This window comes from Nonomuraea coxensis DSM 45129, assembly GCF_019397265.1.
Classification (GTDB): domain Bacteria; phylum Actinomycetota; class Actinomycetes; order Streptosporangiales; family Streptosporangiaceae; genus Nonomuraea; species Nonomuraea coxensis.
The window spans coordinates 4,733,860-4,752,165 of record NZ_CP068985.1 but is presented as its reverse complement, the minus strand read 5'-3'; the positions used below and the strand labels follow the sequence as shown (position 1 = coordinate 4,752,165).

17 protein-coding genes are annotated in these 18,306 nt (G+C 70.0%); 11 read left to right on the top strand and 6 right to left on the bottom strand.

Annotated features, from left to right (window positions below):
• Nucleotides 1-7: 7 nt before the first annotated feature.
• The 3 genes from Nocox_RS22325 to Nocox_RS22315 are packed head-to-tail and all read right to left on the bottom strand — an operon-like array spanning nt 8 to nt 3,365.
• On the bottom strand, nt 8-1,429 hold the full coding sequence (locus Nocox_RS22325) for a S41 family peptidase (RefSeq protein ID WP_020545853.1): 1,422 nt from the start codon (nt 1,427-1,429) through the stop codon (nt 8-10).
• Nucleotides 1,426-2,478, bottom strand: a complete 1,053-nt coding sequence (locus tag Nocox_RS22320; RefSeq protein WP_020545854.1) for a hypothetical protein — start codon at nt 2,476-2,478, stop codon at nt 1,426-1,428. Before Nocox_RS22320 ends, Nocox_RS22325 begins: the two co-directional genes overlap by 4 nt.
• Entirely contained in the window at nt 2,475-3,365 is an 891-nt protein-coding gene (locus Nocox_RS22315) for an ABC transporter ATP-binding protein (RefSeq protein ID WP_020545855.1), read from the bottom strand. Before Nocox_RS22315 ends, Nocox_RS22320 begins: the two co-directional genes overlap by 4 nt.
• A 732-nt stretch (nt 3,366-4,097) precedes the next feature.
• On the opposite strand from Nocox_RS22315, the gene Nocox_RS22310 reads away from it, so the two are divergent.
• The 3 genes from Nocox_RS22310 to Nocox_RS22300 are packed head-to-tail and all read left to right on the top strand — an operon-like array spanning nt 4,098 to nt 6,016.
• Complete coding sequence (locus tag Nocox_RS22310; RefSeq protein WP_020545857.1) at nt 4,098-5,117, top strand: sensor histidine kinase; 1,020 nt, start codon at nt 4,098-4,100, stop codon at nt 5,115-5,117.
• Nucleotides 5,114-5,785 carry a response regulator gene (locus Nocox_RS22305; RefSeq protein ID WP_020545858.1) on the top strand — a complete coding sequence of 224 codons (672 nt, stop codon included), beginning with the start codon at nt 5,114-5,116 and terminating at the stop codon, nt 5,783-5,785. Before Nocox_RS22310 ends, Nocox_RS22305 begins: the two co-directional genes overlap by 4 nt.
• A gap of 48 nt (nt 5,786-5,833) precedes the next feature.
• The gene (locus Nocox_RS22300) at nt 5,834-6,016 is read left to right on the top strand and encodes a hypothetical protein (RefSeq protein WP_020545859.1); all 183 of its coding nucleotides are present in this window, start codon (nt 5,834-5,836) and stop codon (nt 6,014-6,016) included.
• A gap of 31 nt (nt 6,017-6,047) precedes the next feature.
• Here Nocox_RS22300 and Nocox_RS22295 read toward each other — a convergent pair whose 3' ends face one another.
• Nucleotides 6,048-7,676, bottom strand: a complete 1,629-nt coding sequence (locus Nocox_RS22295) for a GH39 family glycosyl hydrolase (protein ID WP_020545860.1) — start codon at nt 7,674-7,676, stop codon at nt 6,048-6,050.
• A 207-nt stretch (nt 7,677-7,883) separates the two neighbouring features.
• On the opposite strand from Nocox_RS22295, the gene Nocox_RS22290 reads away from it, so the two are divergent.
• The 4 genes from Nocox_RS22290 to Nocox_RS22275 all read left to right on the top strand — a co-directional run bounded on the left by Nocox_RS22290 (nt 7,884) and on the right by Nocox_RS22275 (nt 12,098).
• Nucleotides 7,884-8,876 (top strand): LacI family DNA-binding transcriptional regulator, encoded by a 993-nt coding sequence (locus Nocox_RS22290; RefSeq protein ID WP_211212775.1) that lies wholly within the window; start codon nt 7,884-7,886, stop codon nt 8,874-8,876.
• Between the two features lie 177 nt (nt 8,877-9,053).
• Entirely contained in the window at nt 9,054-10,325 is a 1,272-nt protein-coding gene (locus Nocox_RS22285) for an ABC transporter substrate-binding protein (protein WP_020545862.1), read from the top strand.
• Between the two features lies 1 nt (nt 10,326).
• Complete coding sequence (locus Nocox_RS22280; RefSeq protein WP_020545863.1) at nt 10,327-11,274, top strand: carbohydrate ABC transporter permease; 948 nt, start codon at nt 10,327-10,329, stop codon at nt 11,272-11,274.
• Nucleotides 11,271-12,098: a carbohydrate ABC transporter permease gene (locus Nocox_RS22275; protein ID WP_020545864.1), complete on the top strand. Its 828-nt coding sequence runs from the start codon at nt 11,271-11,273 to the stop codon at nt 12,096-12,098. The genes Nocox_RS22280 and Nocox_RS22275 overlap by 4 nt, the downstream gene beginning before the upstream one ends.
• 202 nt (nt 12,099-12,300) lie before the next feature.
• On the opposite strand, the gene Nocox_RS22270 is transcribed toward Nocox_RS22275, so the two are convergent.
• Nucleotides 12,301-12,486, bottom strand: coding sequence for a hypothetical protein (locus Nocox_RS22270; protein WP_157383331.1), 186 nt, complete (start codon nt 12,484-12,486; stop codon nt 12,301-12,303).
• An 848-nt stretch (nt 12,487-13,334) separates the two neighbouring features.
• Between Nocox_RS22270 and Nocox_RS43180 the strand changes: the two genes are divergently transcribed.
• From Nocox_RS43180 to Nocox_RS22255, 3 genes are all read left to right on the top strand, one after another.
• Nucleotides 13,335-14,489 (top strand): SGNH/GDSL hydrolase family protein, encoded by a 1,155-nt coding sequence (locus tag Nocox_RS43180; protein WP_246649493.1) that lies wholly within the window; start codon nt 13,335-13,337, stop codon nt 14,487-14,489.
• Nucleotides 14,490-14,575: 86 nt separating this feature from the next.
• Nucleotides 14,576-15,202: an FMN-dependent NADH-azoreductase gene (locus tag Nocox_RS22260; RefSeq protein ID WP_020545868.1), complete on the top strand. Its 627-nt coding sequence runs from the start codon at nt 14,576-14,578 to the stop codon at nt 15,200-15,202.
• A gap of 87 nt (nt 15,203-15,289) precedes the next feature.
• Nucleotides 15,290-15,490 carry a hypothetical protein gene (locus Nocox_RS22255; RefSeq protein WP_157383332.1) on the top strand — a complete coding sequence of 67 codons (201 nt, stop codon included), beginning with the start codon at nt 15,290-15,292 and terminating at the stop codon, nt 15,488-15,490.
• Here Nocox_RS22255 and Nocox_RS22250 read toward each other — a convergent pair.
• Nucleotides 15,457-16,074, bottom strand: a complete 618-nt coding sequence (locus Nocox_RS22250; protein ID WP_020545869.1) for a TetR/AcrR family transcriptional regulator — start codon at nt 16,072-16,074, stop codon at nt 15,457-15,459. The two genes, Nocox_RS22255 and Nocox_RS22250, sit on opposite strands and share 34 nt — an antisense overlap.
• Nucleotides 16,075-16,477: 403 nt before the next feature.
• Here Nocox_RS22250 and kstD point away from each other — a divergent pair, with 403 nt between their 5' ends.
• Nucleotides 16,478-18,241, top strand: coding sequence for a 3-oxosteroid 1-dehydrogenase (gene kstD, locus Nocox_RS22245; protein ID WP_020545870.1), 1,764 nt, complete (start codon nt 16,478-16,480; stop codon nt 18,239-18,241).
• The last annotated feature ends 65 nt before the right edge of the window (nt 18,242-18,306 follow it).

Genomic DNA, 18,306 nt, shown 5'->3' with positions numbered 1-18,306 from the left:
GGTCCGTTCACTTGTGCAGCAAGGTCAGGGCCTTGGCCAGCGCGGGGTCGCGCCCGGCGGCCGCGTCCTTCGGGGTCAGGGGCACGTAGTGGTCGGGCGGCACGCCGATCCGGTCGATCACCTCGCGGCCGGGCCCCAGGTGGTGCCTGTCAGGGAAAGTCAGGAGGGTGTTGTTGGCGAGCAGGTACGACCGGGCCGGGCCGGAGATCACGCCGGCGGTTCTGGTGCCGACCAGTTGGCCGATGCGCAGGTCTTTGACCGCGGCGCTGGTGTGCTCGCACGCCGAGGCGCAGCCCTGGTCGACGAGCACGACCAGGGGCAGGTGGAGCAGTTGCACGGTGTCGTCGGTCCGGGAGGTCGAGCATTTTCCGTCCACGGCGCACTGGTAGGCGGTGACCTTGCCGTGGACGAACGCGCTCAGCAGCCGGGTCGCCTCCGCGGGGCTGCCGCCGCTGTTGCCGCGCAGGTCCAGCACGACGCCGGACAGGGTCCGGCCGGTGCGCAGCCTGGTGATCGCCTTGAGCACCCTGTTCGCGGAGTCGGGGGCGAATCCGGTCATCCGTACGTAGGCGACGTCGTCGTCCAGCAGCTTCGACCGCACCACCTGCAGCGCGGCCAGATCACGCTCGTAGGGGCCGGGCGTGAGCGTGACCGTCCAGCGGCGGCCGGTGGCCTGCCGAAGGAGCCGCAACTCGACCGGGCGCACCTTTGGATATTCGGGGTAGAGGGCGGCGATCGCCGGGGTGGCCTTCCCGTCGAAGAAGGGCGGCGTCCCGTTGATCGACTCGATGACGTCGCCGGGAAGCAGCCCGGCGGCCTGTGCCGCGCCGCCGAGCACGGTGGTGACGAATAGCGGGGCGAGGGCGACGCGGGGAGTGTCGCCGTCGGCCTGCGAGACGTCCACGTTCGCCTCAAGGCCCAGGCCGTAGCCGTCGCCGTCGTAGTAGTCGAGCGGTCGCTTGACGTCGTGCGTCCAGTTGGCGTGGTTGTCACCGAGGGCGGCCACGATGGCTTCCAAGGTGACGACGGCCAGCTTGTCGCGCAGGTCGGGGACCTGGTCGGTGATCTTCCGGTAGGCGGTCTCGAAGGCGGCCCAGTCGGCTTTCCGGTCACCGGTCAGCGCCGGCATGATCGCATCGGGCACGTCGCGCCCGTCGCGGTTGATCTCCTGCGTCAGGGCGAGGAACCCGACGGTCAGCAGCGATCGGGCGTCCAGCGTGGCGCCGCTGTAGTAGTTGCCGAGGATGCAGAAGTACGCCTGCTCGATGACGTCGATCGTGGTGGCCGTCTCCGGTTCCCGCGGGCCGTGGGGCGGCGTGCAGGCCGTTGCGCCCGCCGTGCCCGCCTGGATGCGCGGCGGCGTCGGCGCCGTGCAGGCCGCCGCCAGGAGGACGGCGAGAACGGCGGCCGCGGTCCTGAGGACGGTCATGACAGGCGCCTTCGGAGCCACCAGAACGAGAACCACGTGAGCCCGAGCGTGAGCAGGGCGTAGATCCCGGTCTCGATCCACTGGAAGGGCCAGAAGCGCTCCAAAGGCTGGTAGGTCGCCTGCTGCCGGTAGCCGAGGCGGTTGATCTCGAGCCAGCACGCGTCCAGATTCGGTGGTCCGCCTGCCGGTGCGCAGGGCCCTGACGTCGCGGATACGGGGATGGGCGCTTCTTCCCCCATGCCGGCGATCGTGCGTCCGGACGGATCGAGGAGGTCGCTGGACAGGACCCAGGCGCCCAGGTGGCCGGGAACGGCCGGCCGCATGGATATGTACACGGATCCGCCTCCCCGCTCCTTTATGTGGGGCCCCATCCCGTTCACGCGGCTGACCTCGAAGGTCGCGGAGACCGGGGGCATCAGGTGGGGCCGGACCAGCAGCGGCATGGCGATCTGGATCGCGGCGAAGGCGGCCAGGGTGAGAGCCATGGCGGGCAGTGTGCGGCGCACCAGTATGCCCACGGTCACGCCCAAGACGAAGGCGAAGGCCGCATACCCCATCGGGGCGATGCCCCGCGCGCCGAACACCAGGGGCGCCATCAAAGCCAGCTCCGGAACGGCTGACTTGTCCAGGGGATCGGACCACCAGGTCACCACGAGGCCGCACACGCAGGCCGCGGCCATGGCCACCAGGCCGACAAGCCCGAGCTTGACCGCCAGCCAGCGGCCGCGGGTGATGCTCTGGTTCCACACCAGCAGGTGCGTGCCCGCCTCCAGCTCACGGGTGATCAGCGGCGCGCCCCAGAAGAACCCGACCAGAGCGGGCAGGGCCAGCACGACGAAGCTGACGGCCACGAAGAGGAGCTCGTATTCGTCGAAGAACCCGTCGAAGAACTGGTCGCAGGTGTCGTCCGGGGTACAGCCGGCGATCCCGGCAGCGTAGCGGGAGGCCAGGTCCGGGCCGGTCAGGGCCAGCACGACGGTGAGGACGACGAGCACGGCCGCCATCATCACGGCCGACCCGCGGAACTGACGCCAGGTCAGCCAGATCATCGCTGCACCTCCACGGCGGCCCGCCGGTTCCCTGCGGCGTGCTTGTCCATGTAGGCGAGGACGAGGTCTTCCAGGCTGAGCCGGCTGACCGTCCAGGCGGGGTCGAGGATCGCGGCGTCGCCACGGACGACGACGGTGCTCTGCCGGTCGGTCTCTCCGGCGGAGACCACGTGCTGGTCGGAGGGGAGCCGATCGAGGGTACGGCGCGGGCCGGTGAGCCGGTAGTGGGTGGCCAGCAGCCCGTCGACCTCACCGGTCACCTGGACGCGGGAGTCGACGAGCACGATCACGTAATCGCAGATCCGTTCCAGGTCGGAGATCAGGTGGGAGGAGAGCACCACGCTGAACTCGTGCTCGACCGTGGCCTCCACCAGCCTCTGCATGAACTCCCGGCGCGCCAGCGGGTCGAGCGAGGCGACCGGCTCGTCGAGGATCAGCAGCTCCGGTCGCTTGGCCAGGCCCAGGGTGAGGGCGAGCTGGGCGCGCTCGCCGCCCGACAGCCTGCCCGCCCGACGCGAGGGCGCGAGACCGAGCCGCGCGATCCGCTCGCGCGCCATGTCGGCGTCCCAGCGGGGGTTGAGCCGGGCGCCTAATCGCAGGTGTTCGGCGATGGTCAGCCCGGCGTAGAGGGGGGTGTCCTGGGCGACGAACCCGACCCTGGCCAGTTGCCCGGGCGTGCCCCCGGGCCGCCCGCCGAGCACCGAGATGTCGCCCGCCGTCGGTTCGAGCTGACCGCTCGCCAGCTTCAGCAACGTGGTCTTCCCTGCTCCGTTGGGGCCCACCAGCCCCACGACGTGGCCTGCCGGGATGTCGATGGAGCAGTCGCTCAGTGCCCAGCGCTTGCCGTACTTCTTGCCCAGTGCCTGGGCCTGCAGGACAAAAGTCACGCTATGTCTTCCTGAGAGGTGGTCCGAAAGGTGGTCATGAACAGCGCCTCGACGCTTTCGTCGAGCTCGAGGTCGAGGTAACGGCTCCAGAGCGGCGTGATGGTGGGAACGAAACTAGGCACTGCCCGTGCCGGTGCGCGTCGGCCGTCATACCGAGATCGCGTACTGCCTGAGAACGAAGGGCCGCCAGGTCATCCCTGCGATGTACTCCCGAAGACCGCGAGTCCCGTCACAACGGCCGATGCCTGACGGGCAGGCAGGTGTGACAATGTGCCGGTGGAAACCGGTGAACGACTACCATGGTGGCGATATGTGCTCGGCCTGGGCAGCCGGTTGGACGAGGACTACCCGGACCGGCGTGGCATGCAGGGCACGCCGGGGCTGAGCGGCGACGGACCCCCGAGGCCGTCTCGCAGAGCACTCGCGGCCGACGCGGTGGTCGCGATCGTCCTGACGGTCATCGCGGTGACCTTATCGGTGAAATATCCAGTGATCGGCCCTGTCGCGGATCAGCCCGAAGTGATCGAGTACTTGCGGCTCCGACCTGCCCCCTCGCCCCGACCGCCGGTTCCTGATCTCCCGCCGACTCCTGATCTTCAGCCAGCTCCTGATTCCACGACCGGCTACTCACCACCCCCTGGCGCCCTGTCCAACGACCCACTCCCACCCTCTGGCGACCCGCCCGGCAACGCTCCTGCTCAGCCTCAGCCCTACGACCCGCCCGCGTTCCTCGTGGCGCTGACGGCGTTGCCGCTGGCGGCGCGGCGCCGGTACCCGCTCATCACCTTCTGGGTGGTGCTGGCCGCGGCGCTGGCCACCCACGCGGGTGCGACCTGGATCACCGTACTGACCTGCGCTGTCGCCGCGTACGGTGCCGTCGTCCACAGCCGTAACAGGTTCCTGGCGATGGGTGGCCTTGTGCTCGCGGCCGGGCTCGCCGGTGGCGCCTTCCGGGACGTCGCGCCTGGGCTGCCGAATTGGATGGGACCGTTCGTCGTCCTGCTGAGCGTCGGCGTCTTCGGGAGCTTCGTCCGTTTCTGGCGGCGACAGCAGGGAGCCAGCCGGCATCGGCTCGCCGAGCTGCAGCGGGCGCAGGCCGACGCCATGCGCAGGGCTGTCGCGGAGGAGCGCTCCCGGATCGCCGCCGAGCTCCACGATGTGGTGACCCACAATGTCAGCGTGATGGTGATCCAGGCCGGCGCGGCCCGCAAGGTCATGGACGTGGAGCCGGAGCAGTCGAAGCAGGCTCTGATCGCGATCGAGTCCGGCGGCCGGGCCGCCATGGCCGAACTGCGCCACGTCATGGGCCTGCTCGCCGGCCCGGGTGGTGAGCGTCTCGACGGGCCTTCCGACGGGCTCGAACCCCAACCCGGGCTCGACCAGCTCGAAGCCCTGGTGGAACGGGTCCGCGCGGCCGGCGTGCCGGTGAGCGTCGAGGTGTCGCCTCCTGGGCCGCTGCCTCCCGGGATCGACCTCACCGCCTACCGCGTCGTGCAGGAGGCCCTCACCAACACGATCAAGCACGCAGCCGGGGCCGCCGCGTGCGTGACGATCGGTCATGACGGCGACTGGCTGGAGATCGAGGTCACTGACACAGGCGGGGCACGGAGCGCCGGGCCGCGGACCGGCGACGGCAGGGGGCTGATCGGGTTGCGCGAGCGGCTCCGTGCCTACGGCGGGACCCTGGACGCCGGACGGACTGCCGGGGGCGGATTCCGGATCAAGGCCCGCGTCTCATGGAGGACAACATGACCGAGCGGCTGCGCGCTGTCATCGTCGACGACCAGGCACTGGTTCGCACGGGATTCCGCATGATCCTCGCCGCCGACGGCATCGAAGTGGCTGCCGAGGCCGCCAACGGGGACGAAGCCGTCGCCGCGGTCCGCCGTACCAGGCCCGACGTCGTGCTCATGGACATCCGGATGCCGCAGATGGACGGCCTCGAAGCCACCCGGCGGATCCTCGTGGGCGGCGCCGAGGACACCCGCGTGCTGATCCTGACCACCTACGACCTCGACCACTACGTGTACGCCGCGCTCGCCGCGGGGGCGAGCGGGTTCCTGCTCAAGGACGTCACACCCGAACACCTGGTGGCCGCGGTACGCCTGGTGCGCTCCGGCGACGCCCTGCTCGCGCCCACCATCACCCGTCGCCTGGTCGAACGTTTCGCCCGCCGCGACAACGTGACGCCCACCCTCCACCGCAATCTGTCCCAGCTGACGCCTCGGGAACTGGACGTGCTGCGCCTGCTCGCCACCGGCCTGAGCAACGCCGAACTCGCCGACCAGCTGACCCTCAGCGTGGCCACGGTGAAGACCCACGTCGCGCGCATCCTGTCCAAGCTCGGCCTGCGTGACCGCGTCCAAGCCGTGGTGGTCGCCTACGAGACCGGCCTGATCTCCCCCGGCGGCACCGGCTGACACACGACCGGGCAACCCCGGCGCCACGCACACCGCCCAGGAACCGGCATGACGAGCACGACCGTGCAGATCGCCGCCATGACGGCCGGGCACGCCGCCCAGGTGCTGGCCATCCACCAGCTCGGCATCGCCGCCGTACTCGACGAAGCCCAGCATGAGGTCGGCCGACTCGGCGGCGAACCCCCCTTGCGCCTTCATCAGCTCACTGGCGCGCTCGCGTCACGGCGCTGAGGTCTGCGCTGACCTGTCTGGCGCGTGAGCGTCAGGACGACTGCCTCAGCGACATCACGCCCCAGGGGGCGAGCTCGACATCGAGGTCCAGAACGCCGGTGCCGGACACGGTCAGCGTGAACCTGAGGAGCGAGTCCCCGACCCTGCGCAGGTGCTCGCTCTCGGCGGGGGACGGGTTGAGGGGGGAGCCGAGCCGGTACCAGGCCTCGGCCGCGTTCCCGTGTTCCCAGTCCATGATCTCGACGAGGAAGGTGGTGCCGGGCTCCAAGCCGCCGATCGCGTGGCGGATCCTGCGGCTCGGCCCCACTTCGGCCAGCGCGCGGGTCGCGGCGTAGGAGCCCTGCGAGCTGAGACCTCTCAAGGCCATGTCCTCGGGGTAGTTGAAGAACACCGCCGACACGGCCGACGTCCGGCTGTCCCGGGTCACGACACCGTCGGGCGTGGCGAGGAGCAGCCGGTCGCCGAGCCGTCCCAGCATCGTGAACGCGTGGAAGGCCGGTTTGTGGATGCCGGCCTCGTTCACCAGGCCGAACCCGCCGTGGAACGGGCCGATCCCGGCGCCGCCCTCCTCGAAGACGTCGGTGAAGGCCCAGTAGGAGATCGAGTCGGCGAGGGTGGCGCACTTCAGGTACGACCGGGTGATGTAGGTCGCCGCGAACAGCGTGTCGTGGATGAAGTCGCGGCCCGACGGCGACGTCGACCACTCGGTGACGTGGATTTCCGCATCGGGATACGGGCTGTCCTTCACGAGTTCGCCGAGCAGGGTCAGGTCGTCGAAGGTCGCGTCGGCGTACCTGGTGATCTGCACCGCCTCGCCGTCGGCGCCGAAGGCGTAGTCCGTGGGGTAGGTGTGGGTCGAGATGAAGTCGATCGGCAGCTCGCGCTCCGCGCACCAGGAGATGAAGTCCTCGATCCACACCGGGCGCCAGTCGAGCGCGTCCACGTCGGCGGCGGTGGCCGTCGCGAGCATCGCGGAGCGGTCCTCGGTCTCGCCCTTGTAGCGGTCGTCGGGAACGAAGACACTCGTCGCGGGCCCGCCCACCCGCAACGCGGGATCGATCGTCTTGATCGCCCGGACGGTCTGCTCGTAGAGCTCGAAGTACTCGGTCTTCGTCCCGGTCCAGAAGTGCGGGACGAGGTTCGGCTCGTTCCACACCTCGAAGCGCCACTCCCGCACCTCGTCGAGGCCGTACCGGTCGATCCAGTGCTCGATCGACCTCGTCACCAGCTCGACCCAGCGCGCCGCGTCTTTGGGCGGGCTGCAGTGAGCGCCCCACCAGAACAGCGTCTCGGTCACCGTCGCCAGATCGCGTGGCATGAAGCCCAGCTCGACGAACGGGCGGGCCCCGCACTCCAGGATGAAGTCGAACACCTTGTCGACGTAGCTGAACGTGTACACGGGCGAGGCGAGGGGCGCGTCCTCGCCGAAACCGCCGCCGTACCGCTCCCGGTACACGAACATGTCGTCATGAAAGATGCCGTGAAACCGGACGTACCGGAATCCGGCGGCGGCGACCGCTTCAGCGAACTGCCGCTGCCAGTCCGCGCGCAGCGCCTCGTTGGCCCGCCCGGCGCCGACACACCGGCTCCAGACGTGCGGGAGCGCGCTCTCGTCGCGTGCCTCGCCGTCGATGCGGATCGAGGATCTGCAAGCGTCCATGGTCTCAACCCTCGCGTTGAGTTCCGAAAACATTTCGCAACTTGTTCGGTGCTGCGAGGACAGTAGGTGCCGCGTCTGTGCCGTGTCAACGCTTGCAACTGGAGAAAAGGGTTCGTGGTAGGTTCGAAAGAGTTTCGAGCCCCAGGAGGAATCCTCATGCGATCGCGAGGTCGTTCTGAGCGCGTCACCTTGGCGGATGTCGCCCGGATGGCCGGAGTCTCCCTGGCGACCGCTTCGAAAGTGCTCAACGGCCGCAGCGACGTCGGGCCGAGGACGCGCGAGCTCGTCCTGGAGGCCATGGCCGAGATCGGCTACATGCCGACCGCGGCACGGCACGAGCAGACCCGGGGCCGCACCCTCGTCACCGTGCTCGACATCGTGGAGTCCCGTTACGCCGGGACGGTGCTTCAAGGCATCCTCGTGGCCGCGACCTCCGCGCAGGCCGAGCTGCTCCTCCGCCTGCCGTCCGACGGGGCGGCCGCCACGAGCCCCACGGCGGCCCGCGCCTGGATGGAGAGGGAGAAGGCGTCCGGCGTCGTCGGCATCATCGCGCTCGCCGTCGCCGTACCAGGCTCGCTGCTGCTGGCCGCGGAGGAGCTCATGGTCCCCGTCGTGACGATCGACCCGATCGACACCTCCGAGTCGCGCCTCGTCAGCATCGGATCCACGAACTGGGCGGGCGGCCGCTCGGCGACCGAGCACGTCATCACGCTCGGCCACCGCAGGATCGGCTGGATCGGCGGCCCGCTCGGCTCCGCCCCCTCGCTGGAGCGCTTCCACGGGTACCAGGCCGCGCTCAGCTCGGCCGGCATCGCGCCGGACGGCGCGCTGATCCGCCATGAGGCCTTCTCCGTCGAGGCGGGGCATCGGCACGGGCGCGACCTCCTCGCGCTCGACGAGCGTCCGACCGCGATCGTCGCGGGCAACGACGAGATAGCCCTCGGGGTCCTCGCCGCGGCGAAGGACTTCGGCATCTCCGTGCCGGGGGAGCTGTCGGTCACCGGTTTCGACGACACGCCGCAGACCGAGTGGACCACGCCCAGGCTCACCTCCGTCCGGCAGCCTCTGGTCGGCATGGGCCGGATGGCCGTCGAGACCGTCCTCGGCATGGCCGACGGCGTCCAGCCTGCCTCCAGGCACCTCCAGCTGGCGACCACCCTCAGCGTCCGCGACTCGACGGGCCCCGTCCCGCGGTCCTGACCCGGGTTCGGGTCCTCGGCCTTCGCACGTTACGGCGTACTTTCACGGAGGTTCTTGACGAATTTCGAGCTTCGCGAATATGGTCCGGCAGCAACGATCGAAACTATTACGAAAAAGTTTCGGGATCGTGTCGCCTGTCCCCTCCCGCCGCTCCCGACCCCCAGAGGGAGATCACCTGTGAAGCTCCGTAGAACCACCCCGGTCGTTCTTGCCGCGGCTCTCGCCCTGACCGCCGCCTGCGGAGGCGGCGGCGGCTCGGCCCAGCCCTCGGGCGACGGCAAATCGTTCGAGTTCTGGTCGTTCAGCGGCATCAACCAGAAGAAGTCCGTCGAGGACTATCAGAAGGCCAATCCGGGCGTGCAGGTGAAGCTCACCGAGGTGGGCGGCTCGACGGAGACCGCGCAGGCGCTCACCACGGCGCTGGCCGGGGGCAAGGTGCCCGACCTGGTGCTCATCCAGGGGGATGACCTGCCCAAGTTCGTCCAGCAGCCGCAGAACTTCCAGGACCTGCGCCAGTATGGCGCCGACAAGATCAAGAGCGACTACCTGGACTGGGTGATCAGCCAGTCCACGGCCAGGTCCGGCGAGATCATCGGCATTCCCACCGACGTCGGCGGCATGGCCGTCGCCTACCGGACCGACCTGTTCAAGCAGGCCGGCCTGCCCACCGACCGGGACGAGGTGAGCAAGCTCTGGCCGACCTGGGACGCCTTCATCGAGACCGGCAAGAAGTACACCGCCGCGACCGGCAAGGCGTTCGTCGACAACGCCGCCACCAGCGTCTTCTACCAGGCCGTCAACCAGGGGCCGCAGAAGTACTACGACCCCTCCGGCAATGTCGTCTACGCCACCAGCCCCCAGGTCAAGACGGCGTTCGACCTGGCGATCAAGACGGCGCAGTCCGGGATCACCGCCAGGCTGAGCTCCTTCGAGGACGGCTGGAGCGCGGCGATGAGCAAGGGCGACTACGCCGTCATCTCCGCGCCGTCGTGGCTGCTCGAACAGATCCGCAACAACGCCCCCGACACCAAGGGCAAGTGGGACGTCGCCAAGATCCCCGGCGGCGCCGGCAACTGGGGCGGCAGCTACCTGGCCATTCCCAAGGGCGCGGCCAACCCCAAGGCGGCCTGGGACTACATCTCCAAGACCCAGTCGCCGCAGGGCCAGCTCGATCATTTCGTCGACTCCGGCGCGTTGCCCACCACCCCGTCCGCCTACCAGGACCCGAAGCTCCTCGGCCGCAAGGACCCGTTCTTCTCCGACGCGCCGACCGGGAAGATCTACACCGAGTCGCTGCTCGGGCTCAAGCCCTTCCTCATCGGCCCGGACAGCGCCGCCATCGGCCAGGAGTTCCTGAACGCGATCACCAACGTCGAACAGGGCAAGGGCGATCCAGCCAAGGCGTGGGACACGGCACTGGCCAACATCAAGACCTCGATCGGCAAGTGACGTGACGACGACGGTCAGCCCGCCGCAGGCACGGCCCGAGTCCGAGACGCAGGTGCGGCAGAACTGGTCCGAGCGGCTGGCGCCGTACGCCTACATCGCCCCGTTCTTCCTCATCTTCGCGATCTTCGGCCTCGTCCCGCTGCTGTTCACGTTCTACGTCGCGCTGTTCGACTGGAACCCCATCGGCGAGCACGTCTTCGTCGGCTTCGACAACTTCACCCGGCTGCTGGGCGACACCCGGTTCTGGAACGCGGCCTGGAACACGATCAGCATCTGGCTGCTGTCCACCGTGCCGCAGCTCCTGGTCGCGCTCCTGCTGGCGCACCTGCTCAACCATGCGCGGCTGCGGCTCGCGCTGTTCTGGCGGATGTCGATGCTGGTGCCGTACATCACCTCGGTGGCGGCCACCACGATCGTCTTCGCCCAGATGTTCGATCGCGACTACGGCCTGCTCAACTGGTTGCTCGGGCTCGTCGGCGTCGGGCCGATCGACTTCCTGCAGTCGGGGTGGGGGAGCCACACCATGATCGCCGTGATGGTGGCCTGGCGCTGGTTCGGCTACACCACCCTGCTCTACCTGGCCTCGCTGCAGGCCGTTCCGCGGACGATCTACGAGGCCGCGGCGGTGGACGGCGCGGGCGCCTGGAAACAGTTCCGGCACATCTCCATCCCGTCGCTGCGCCCGGTCATCGTGTTCACGATCGTCACCTCCACCATCGGCGGCCTGCAGATATTCACCGAGCCGCTGCTCGTCACCACCACCTCGCCGCTGACCTGCGGGCCCGTCCGGCAGTGCCAGACGCTCACGCTCTTCCTGTACGAGCAGGGCTTCGGCCAGTTCCAGTTCGGCTACGGCTCCGCCATCGGCGTGGCCCTGTTCGTACTGATCATCGCCATCGCGTCGCTCAACTATGTCCTGTCCACGCGAATCCGCCCGGAGCGAGGATGAAGAAGGCCGACAGAGTCCGCTGGTGGACCTATCTGCTGCTCGCGGTGGCCACGCTGGCCTGCGTGTTCCCGCTGTACTGGATGTTCGTGGTGGCCACGACGGACACCGCGGCCGCCACCCGGATGCCGCCGGAGATCATCCCCGGCGGGAACTTCTTCCACCTGGCCGGGCTGGTGTTCTCGACCGTGCCGTTCGTCCGCTCGATCATCAACAGCGTCATCGTGGCCGGCTCGATCGGCGTGGGGCACGCCGTGCTGTGCTCGCTGGCCGGGTTCGCCTTCGCCAAGCTGCGCTTCCGCGGCCGGAACGCGCTGTTCCTCGTCGTCGTGCTGACCATGACCGTGCCGACCCAGCTCGCTGTCATCCCGCAATACATGATCATCTCGTCGCTGGGATGGGTGGACACGTTGCAGGCGCTCATCGTGCCGGGGCTGGCCAGCGCGTTCGGCATCTTCTGGATGCGTCAGCACCTGTCCACCACCATCAGTGACGAGATCCTCCAGGCCGCGCGCATCGACGGGGCGACCACCTGGCAGATCTTCTGGCGGATCGCGTTCCCGCTGGTGCGGCCGGCCGCGTTCGTGCTGGGGCTGCTCGGGTTCGTCACCGCCTGGAACGACTTCTTGTGGCCGTTCATCGTCCTGAAGTCACCCGAGATGTACACCGCCCAGATCGCGATCAAGGCGCTGCAGAACAACTATGTGGTCGACCTGGGCCTGGCCATGTCGGGCTCGTTCCTGGCCACGCTGCCGCTGCTCGTGCTGTTCGTCTTCGTCGGCAGGCGCATGGTTGCCGGGATCATGGACGGTGCCTTCAAGGGCTGAAGGATCGGCGACTGCCGGCACTTCGGTGCCGGCTCCGCCGATGAGAGGTTCATGCGTGCCCTGCGGGCGGCGCGCCCTATCGCCGCTGTTCTGGGCGGGTGTGTCCAGGGGTGAAAACCCTGGACACACCCGCCCTGCACTGCGCTGCAGGGAGGAGGCTATTCGGGACGTCGGCCGCGCAGCGTCGTGCTCGTGTCGGCCATCATTCCGGGCTGGGCGCTCCCCCCTCCCCGGTATCCTCCGCGTCCTCCAGGTCGAGGAGCAGTGGTTCGGCGGCCGGGATCAGCAGCACGGCGTTGTGCGGGACTGAGCCGTACATCTGATGAATGGCCACCAGCGTGTCACTGACCTGACGTAGCGACCGGTGCCAGGCGTCCAGCGACTTCATAACCGCCGGCCGCCCGCCCCCAAAGGCCACCTATCGTTCACAGATAGCCGGTTGTCCTCATGCCGGCCTTGACACTGTGCCGAGGGGGCGAGACTGCGCTCTAGGGTGTGGGGGACGCGCGGGCGAAGCCATCGCCCCGCCGATGCCGACGGCACACACCTCCCGACCATCCGAGGAATGGCCCTCATGCCCCTCGCCGGGGTGTGCCGGCGGCCGGTGCCCAGGGCGGCGGCCGAGCCGCTGCACAGTGTCGTGAGGTTGGCGTCGATGGTGTTGCGCTGGATCTGCCAGGCGCCGACGTCGGTGACAGTAGGCGTTCAGGCCGGCGGCGCGGACGAAGTGGTCGGCGGGGTTCGAGAAGTTGACGTTGGTCGCCCAGACGTGGACCGTGCCGGTGGTCAGGCCGCCGGTGAGGGCAGGTTGAGCTGCTGGGCCGCGGCGGCGTCCATCGTATCGACGACGACGCTGTAGTCCGAGGTGGAGGGGGAGCGCAGCGCGACGTAGCTGCCGTCGGCGCGGTCGCCGCCGACGCCGGCAGGCGGGGGCCGCCTTGCGGCTCAGTGTGAAAACCACCACGAACGCTGTCAAGCCATCAGTGAATCGGTTCGACGACCGGCCGCCGCGGCGTGAACGTTTCATCGAACGCCGCCGCGCGCCCGTAACCGGTTCATGCCTGGTGAGGGCGTCCCGGCGGGCCGGCAGGGCCGTCACAGGTGGGGGCGGGCGCTTGACGGATGCCGCCGCGAGGTATTTGCTCCGCCACACACCACCGCCCCAGCAGCCCTCACGTAAGGAGCGCCGCATTGGGCGGCGAAATGTTAACGCTAACAACACGTCGGGAGGTTCCCTTGACCCCAATCGATTCGGCCCCTGCCCGGACGGCGGGCCCGCGCGCCTGGAGACGCCGCTGCGCCGCCGCGCTCACGGCACTGGCACTCGTCGTGGCCGCCATGGCGACGGGGACGGGGACCGCCGCCGCCGAGTCCAACGGCGGGACGCGGGTCATGCCGCTCGGCGACTCCATCACCGAGGGCACCCAGGTGCCGGGCGGGTACCGGATCGGGCTGTGGCAGCGCCTGCTCGGCGGCCGGTACACGGTCGACTTCGTCGGCTCGCAGTTCAACGGGCCCGCCGGCCTCGGCGACCACGACCACGAGGGCCATCCGGGCTGGCGGATCGACCAGATCGACGCGAACATCTCCGGCTGGCTGCGCTCGTACACGCCGCGCACGGTGCTGCTGCATCTCGGCACCAACGACGTCCTGCAGAACTACAACCTGGCCGGCGCGCCGCAACGGCTGTCCACGCTGATCGACCGCATCACCGCGGGCGTGCCGAACGCGGACGTCTTCGTCGCGACGATCATCCCGCTGTCCAACGCCGGCCAGGAGTCGGCCGCCCGCGCCTTCAACGCGGCGATCCCCGGCATCGTCCAGAGCAAGGTGAGCGCCGGCAAGCGCGTCCACCTGGTCGACATGCACAGCAAGCTCACCACCGCCGACCTGATCGACGGCGTCCACCCCACCGCCGGCGGCTACGACAAGATGGCCGCCGCCTGGTACGCCGCGCTGCAGTCGGCGCCCGGCAGCATCGGCGAGCCCGGAGACCCCGGCTCCACGGCCGGCGCGATCAGGGGCGTGGGGTCGGGCCGCTGCCTCGACGTGTCCGGCGCCTCGCAGACGAACGGCACGCCGGTGCAGATCTACGACTGCAACGGCCAGGCCAACCAGCGCTGGGAGGCCACCGGCGCGGCCGAGCTGCGGGTCTTCGGCGGCAAGTGCCTGGACGTGTCCGGCCGCGGCACCGCCGACGGCACCCAGGTGCTGATCTGGGACTGCAACGGCCAGAACAACCAGCAGTGGCGCTTCAACGCCGACGGCAGCATCACCGCGATCGGCGCGAACAAATGCCTGGACGTGCCCAACTACTCCACGGCCAACGGCGTCAGGCTCCAGATCTGGTCCTGCAGCGGCGCCGCCAACCAGCGCTGGACCCGCATCTGACCGCTTGACGTAACCGGACCGTGGTCCATATAGTTCTCGCAACTAACCGGACCACGGTCCGATACTGTCGAGGAAGAGGTGCTCCCATGCCGAAGCTCCTGCACATCTCCGCCTCCCCGCGCGGCGAGAACTCCGATTCGCTGCGCATCGCCCGCACGTTCACGGACGCCTACCGCGACGCCCACGAGAGCGACGAGATCGAGCACTGGGACCTGTGGGACGGCTCCGTGCCCGACTTCGCCGCCGGCGCGCGCGCCAAGATGACCGTCTTCGGCGGCGGCGAGCCGCAGGGCGAGGAGGCCGCGGCGTGGGCCGCCGCCCGGCGCGCGTTCGAGCGCTTCGCCTCCGCCGAGCGGCTGCTGTTCAGCGTCCCGATGTGGAACGGGTCGGTGCCGTACGTGCTCAAGCAGCTCATCGACGTCGTCAGCCAGCCCGGCTGGATCTTCGGCGTCGACCCGGAGAAGGGCTACAGCCACCTGCTGGAGGGGCGCGGCACCCGCGTCGCCGTCGTCTACACCAGCGCCGTGTGGGGGCCGGGGCTCGGCCCGGAGTTCGGCAGCGACTTCCAGTCCACGTACTTCACCGACTGGCTGCGCTGGACCGGCCTGACCGACATCAGCGAGATCCGCTTCCACCCCATGCTCACCGGGGACCGCGACGAGACGCGCCGGCAGGCCGAGGCGCACGCCCGAGAGCTGGCCAAGAACTTCTGACGGCTCTCGGCGACGAGGGTTGCGGCTGCGGTCCCGCCGCGTCGCCGGTCGCGGCAGGCGCCGTCCAGAGCTCAAGCGCGCGGCCCCGTGAGCGGCGGGCTCGTGCCCGAGCGGGTGGCGGTGGGGGTGCTCACCACCAACTGCCGGATTCCGCACATGCGCGGCGACCACGCGCGCCGGCTGCTGGACCTGCCGGGGACGGGCCGCGTCCACCCCGGACACGGCCCTGGCACGACGGTCGCGGAGGAACGCCCTCACCTGGAATCGTGGGCCACCCGCGGCTGGTGAGAGACCGACTCCACCAGGCAGGTGACGGCGGCGGCGGCGCGGCCGGCGCCGTACTCGGCCCGCAGGACCCCCGCCACCTCCGCGCTCACGGCCGCCAGGAGGGCGTGGGACAGCGGCTCGGCGTCGGCGTCCGGACGGGCCTCGGCCAGCAGAATGGCGACGTGGCGATGCCAGAACCGGTAGGCGCCGATGCGGAACCTGGCGCCGGGGCTGGCGGTCTCGGACATCCTGACCAGGTCCAGGTGCCCGAGCACGTACTCCAGGTAGGCGGCGAAGAAGGCGGCCAGCCGGTCGCGGGCGGGCGCTCCCGGTCCCAGCGGCGGCGGGCCGGACAGGATGCGTTGCTGCAGGTCGCGTTCACGCTCGTCGAGCAGCGCCGCCGCGAGGCCCGACTTGTCGCCGAAGCGGCGGAAGAGCGTGCCCTTGCCCACCCCGGCCGCCGCGGCGACCGCGTCCATGGAGACCGACTCCACGCCCTTCTCGGCGAACAGACTGGCCGCGGCGGCCAGCACCTTACGCCGGTTACGGGCCGCGTCCGCGCGCTCCTTGGGCGGCCGCGCGCCCAGCATCTCCAGCTCCTCCATGTAAGCGGACTGTAGTCCTATTTTCTGGTGGCGCGCAACAATCCGAAAAGGGTGGCAGCCGCTCTGCGTGCGCTCCGTGGCGTCGGCGGGCATGCCGCTGCCGACCGGCTCACCGCATCTCGAGGCCGGGAAAGGAGCGCTGATGGAGGACCTGAGCGCCATCGACGGCGCGGCACCGGCGGCGGGCTGGAGGTCAGGATCCTTGCGAAGAAGGCGTCCGACCGCGGCGGCCAGGAGGTCCTCCTCAACCTGCAAGAGCGCGCGTTCGACGCACTGATCCAGGCCGCGCGAGTGACAGCCGGCGCGCCGGTGTCCCGGGGGCGTTGACAGGGAAACCAACCAAGCGCATGCTCGCCTTCGGCGGGTGGGCCGACCGGCTCGCCCCTGTCCGAAGGGATCACCGATGCGACCTGCCGTACCGGCCTCCGACGACCTCACCCCTCGCGGACGCAGCCGCCGTTCCCTGCTCATCGCGGGCGGGATCATGGTCACCGGCACGGCCCTCGGCCAGAACCTGGCCTACGCCGACGCCGACTACGACGTGGTGGTGGTCGGCTCGGGAGCCGCCGGGATGACCGCGGCCCTGACCGCCGCCAAGCGCGGACTGAGCACGGTCGTGCTGGAGAAGGCGCCGACGTTCGGCGGGTCGGCGGCCCGGTCGGGAGCGGGCATCTGGATCCCGTGCAACGAGGTGATCCTCGACGCCGGCGTGCCGGACACCCCGGCCAAGGCCGCCGCCTACCTCGCCCGCGTGGTGGGCGGCGCCGTCCCGGTGGAGCGGCAGCAGGCGTTCCTCGCCGCGGGACCGGAGATGATCTCGTTCGTGATGCGCAACAGCCCGCTGCGCTTCCGGTTCATGGACGGTTACTCCGACTACTATCCGGAGTTCCCCGGCGGCATGCCGGGCGGGCGTTCCATCGAGCCCGACCAGTTCGACGGCAACCTCCTCGGGCCGGAGCTGGCCCGGCTCAACCCGCCGTACATCCCGACCCCGGCGGGCATGGTCGTCTTCAGCGCCGACTACAAATGGCTGACGCTCGCCCTGGTCAACCCGCAAGGGGCGGCGGTGTCGGCCGCGTGCCTGCTGCGCGGCACGCAGGCCGCGCTGCGCGGCGAGAAGCCGCTCACCATGGGCCAGGCGCTGGCCGGGGGACTGCGGGCCGGACTGCTGGCGGCCGGGGTCCCCGTGTGGCTGAACACCCCGCTGCTCGATCTGCACGTCGAGAACGGCCGGGTCGCGGGCGTGGTCACCTCGGCCGGGCTGGTCAGGGCCAGGCGCGGGGTGATCGTCGGGTCGGGCGGGTTCGAGCACAGCGCCGCCATGCGCGCCGAGTTCCAGCGCCAGCCCATCGGGACGAGCTGGACCGTCGGCGCCAAGGAGAACACCGGCGACGGCATCGAGGCCGGTGAGCGGGCCGGGGCTGCCCTGGACCTGATGGACGACGCCTGGTGGGGGCCGGTGATCCCGCTGCCCGGCGAGCCGTACTTCTGCCTGGCCGAACGTACGCTGCCGGGCTGCGTCATCGTCAACGGCAGCGGCCGCCGCTTCGTCAACGAGGCCGCCCCCTACAGCGACGTCGTGCACGTCATGTACGACCGCAACACCCCGTCCGACCCGCACATCCCCGCCTGGCTGATCATCGACCAGCAGTACCGCAACAAGTACCTGTTCAAGGACCTCGCCCCGCTGCTGCCCTTCCCCGACTCCTGGTACGACAGCGGCGCCCTGTTCAGGGCCCCGACGATCGAGCAGCTCGCCCGGAAGATCGGCGTGCCCGAGGCGGCCCTGCGCGCCACGGTCACCCGCTTCAACGGGTTCGCCCTGACCGGACGGGACCCCGACTTCCACCGCGGCGACAGCGCCTACGACCACTACTACGCCGACCCGTACGTGCGGCCCAACCCGTGCCTGGCGCCGCTCTGGCTGCCGCCCTTCTACGCCTTCAAGATCGTCCCCGGTGATCTGGGCACGAAGGGCGGCCTGCGCACCGACGCCCGCGCCCGCGTCCTGCGGGCGGACGGCTCGGCGGTCCCCGGCCTGTACGCGGCCGGCAACGCCAGCGGCGCGGTCATGGGCCACAGCTACGCCGGCTCCGGCTCGACGATCGGCCCGGCCATGACGTTCGGCTACATCGCCGCCAACGACCTCGCCGGGACGCGACCGTGAGATCCCCCGCCGGGGCCTCCATGCGGTCGTCTGTCGCCCTCGACGAGGCCCATGCCGTCCGGGAC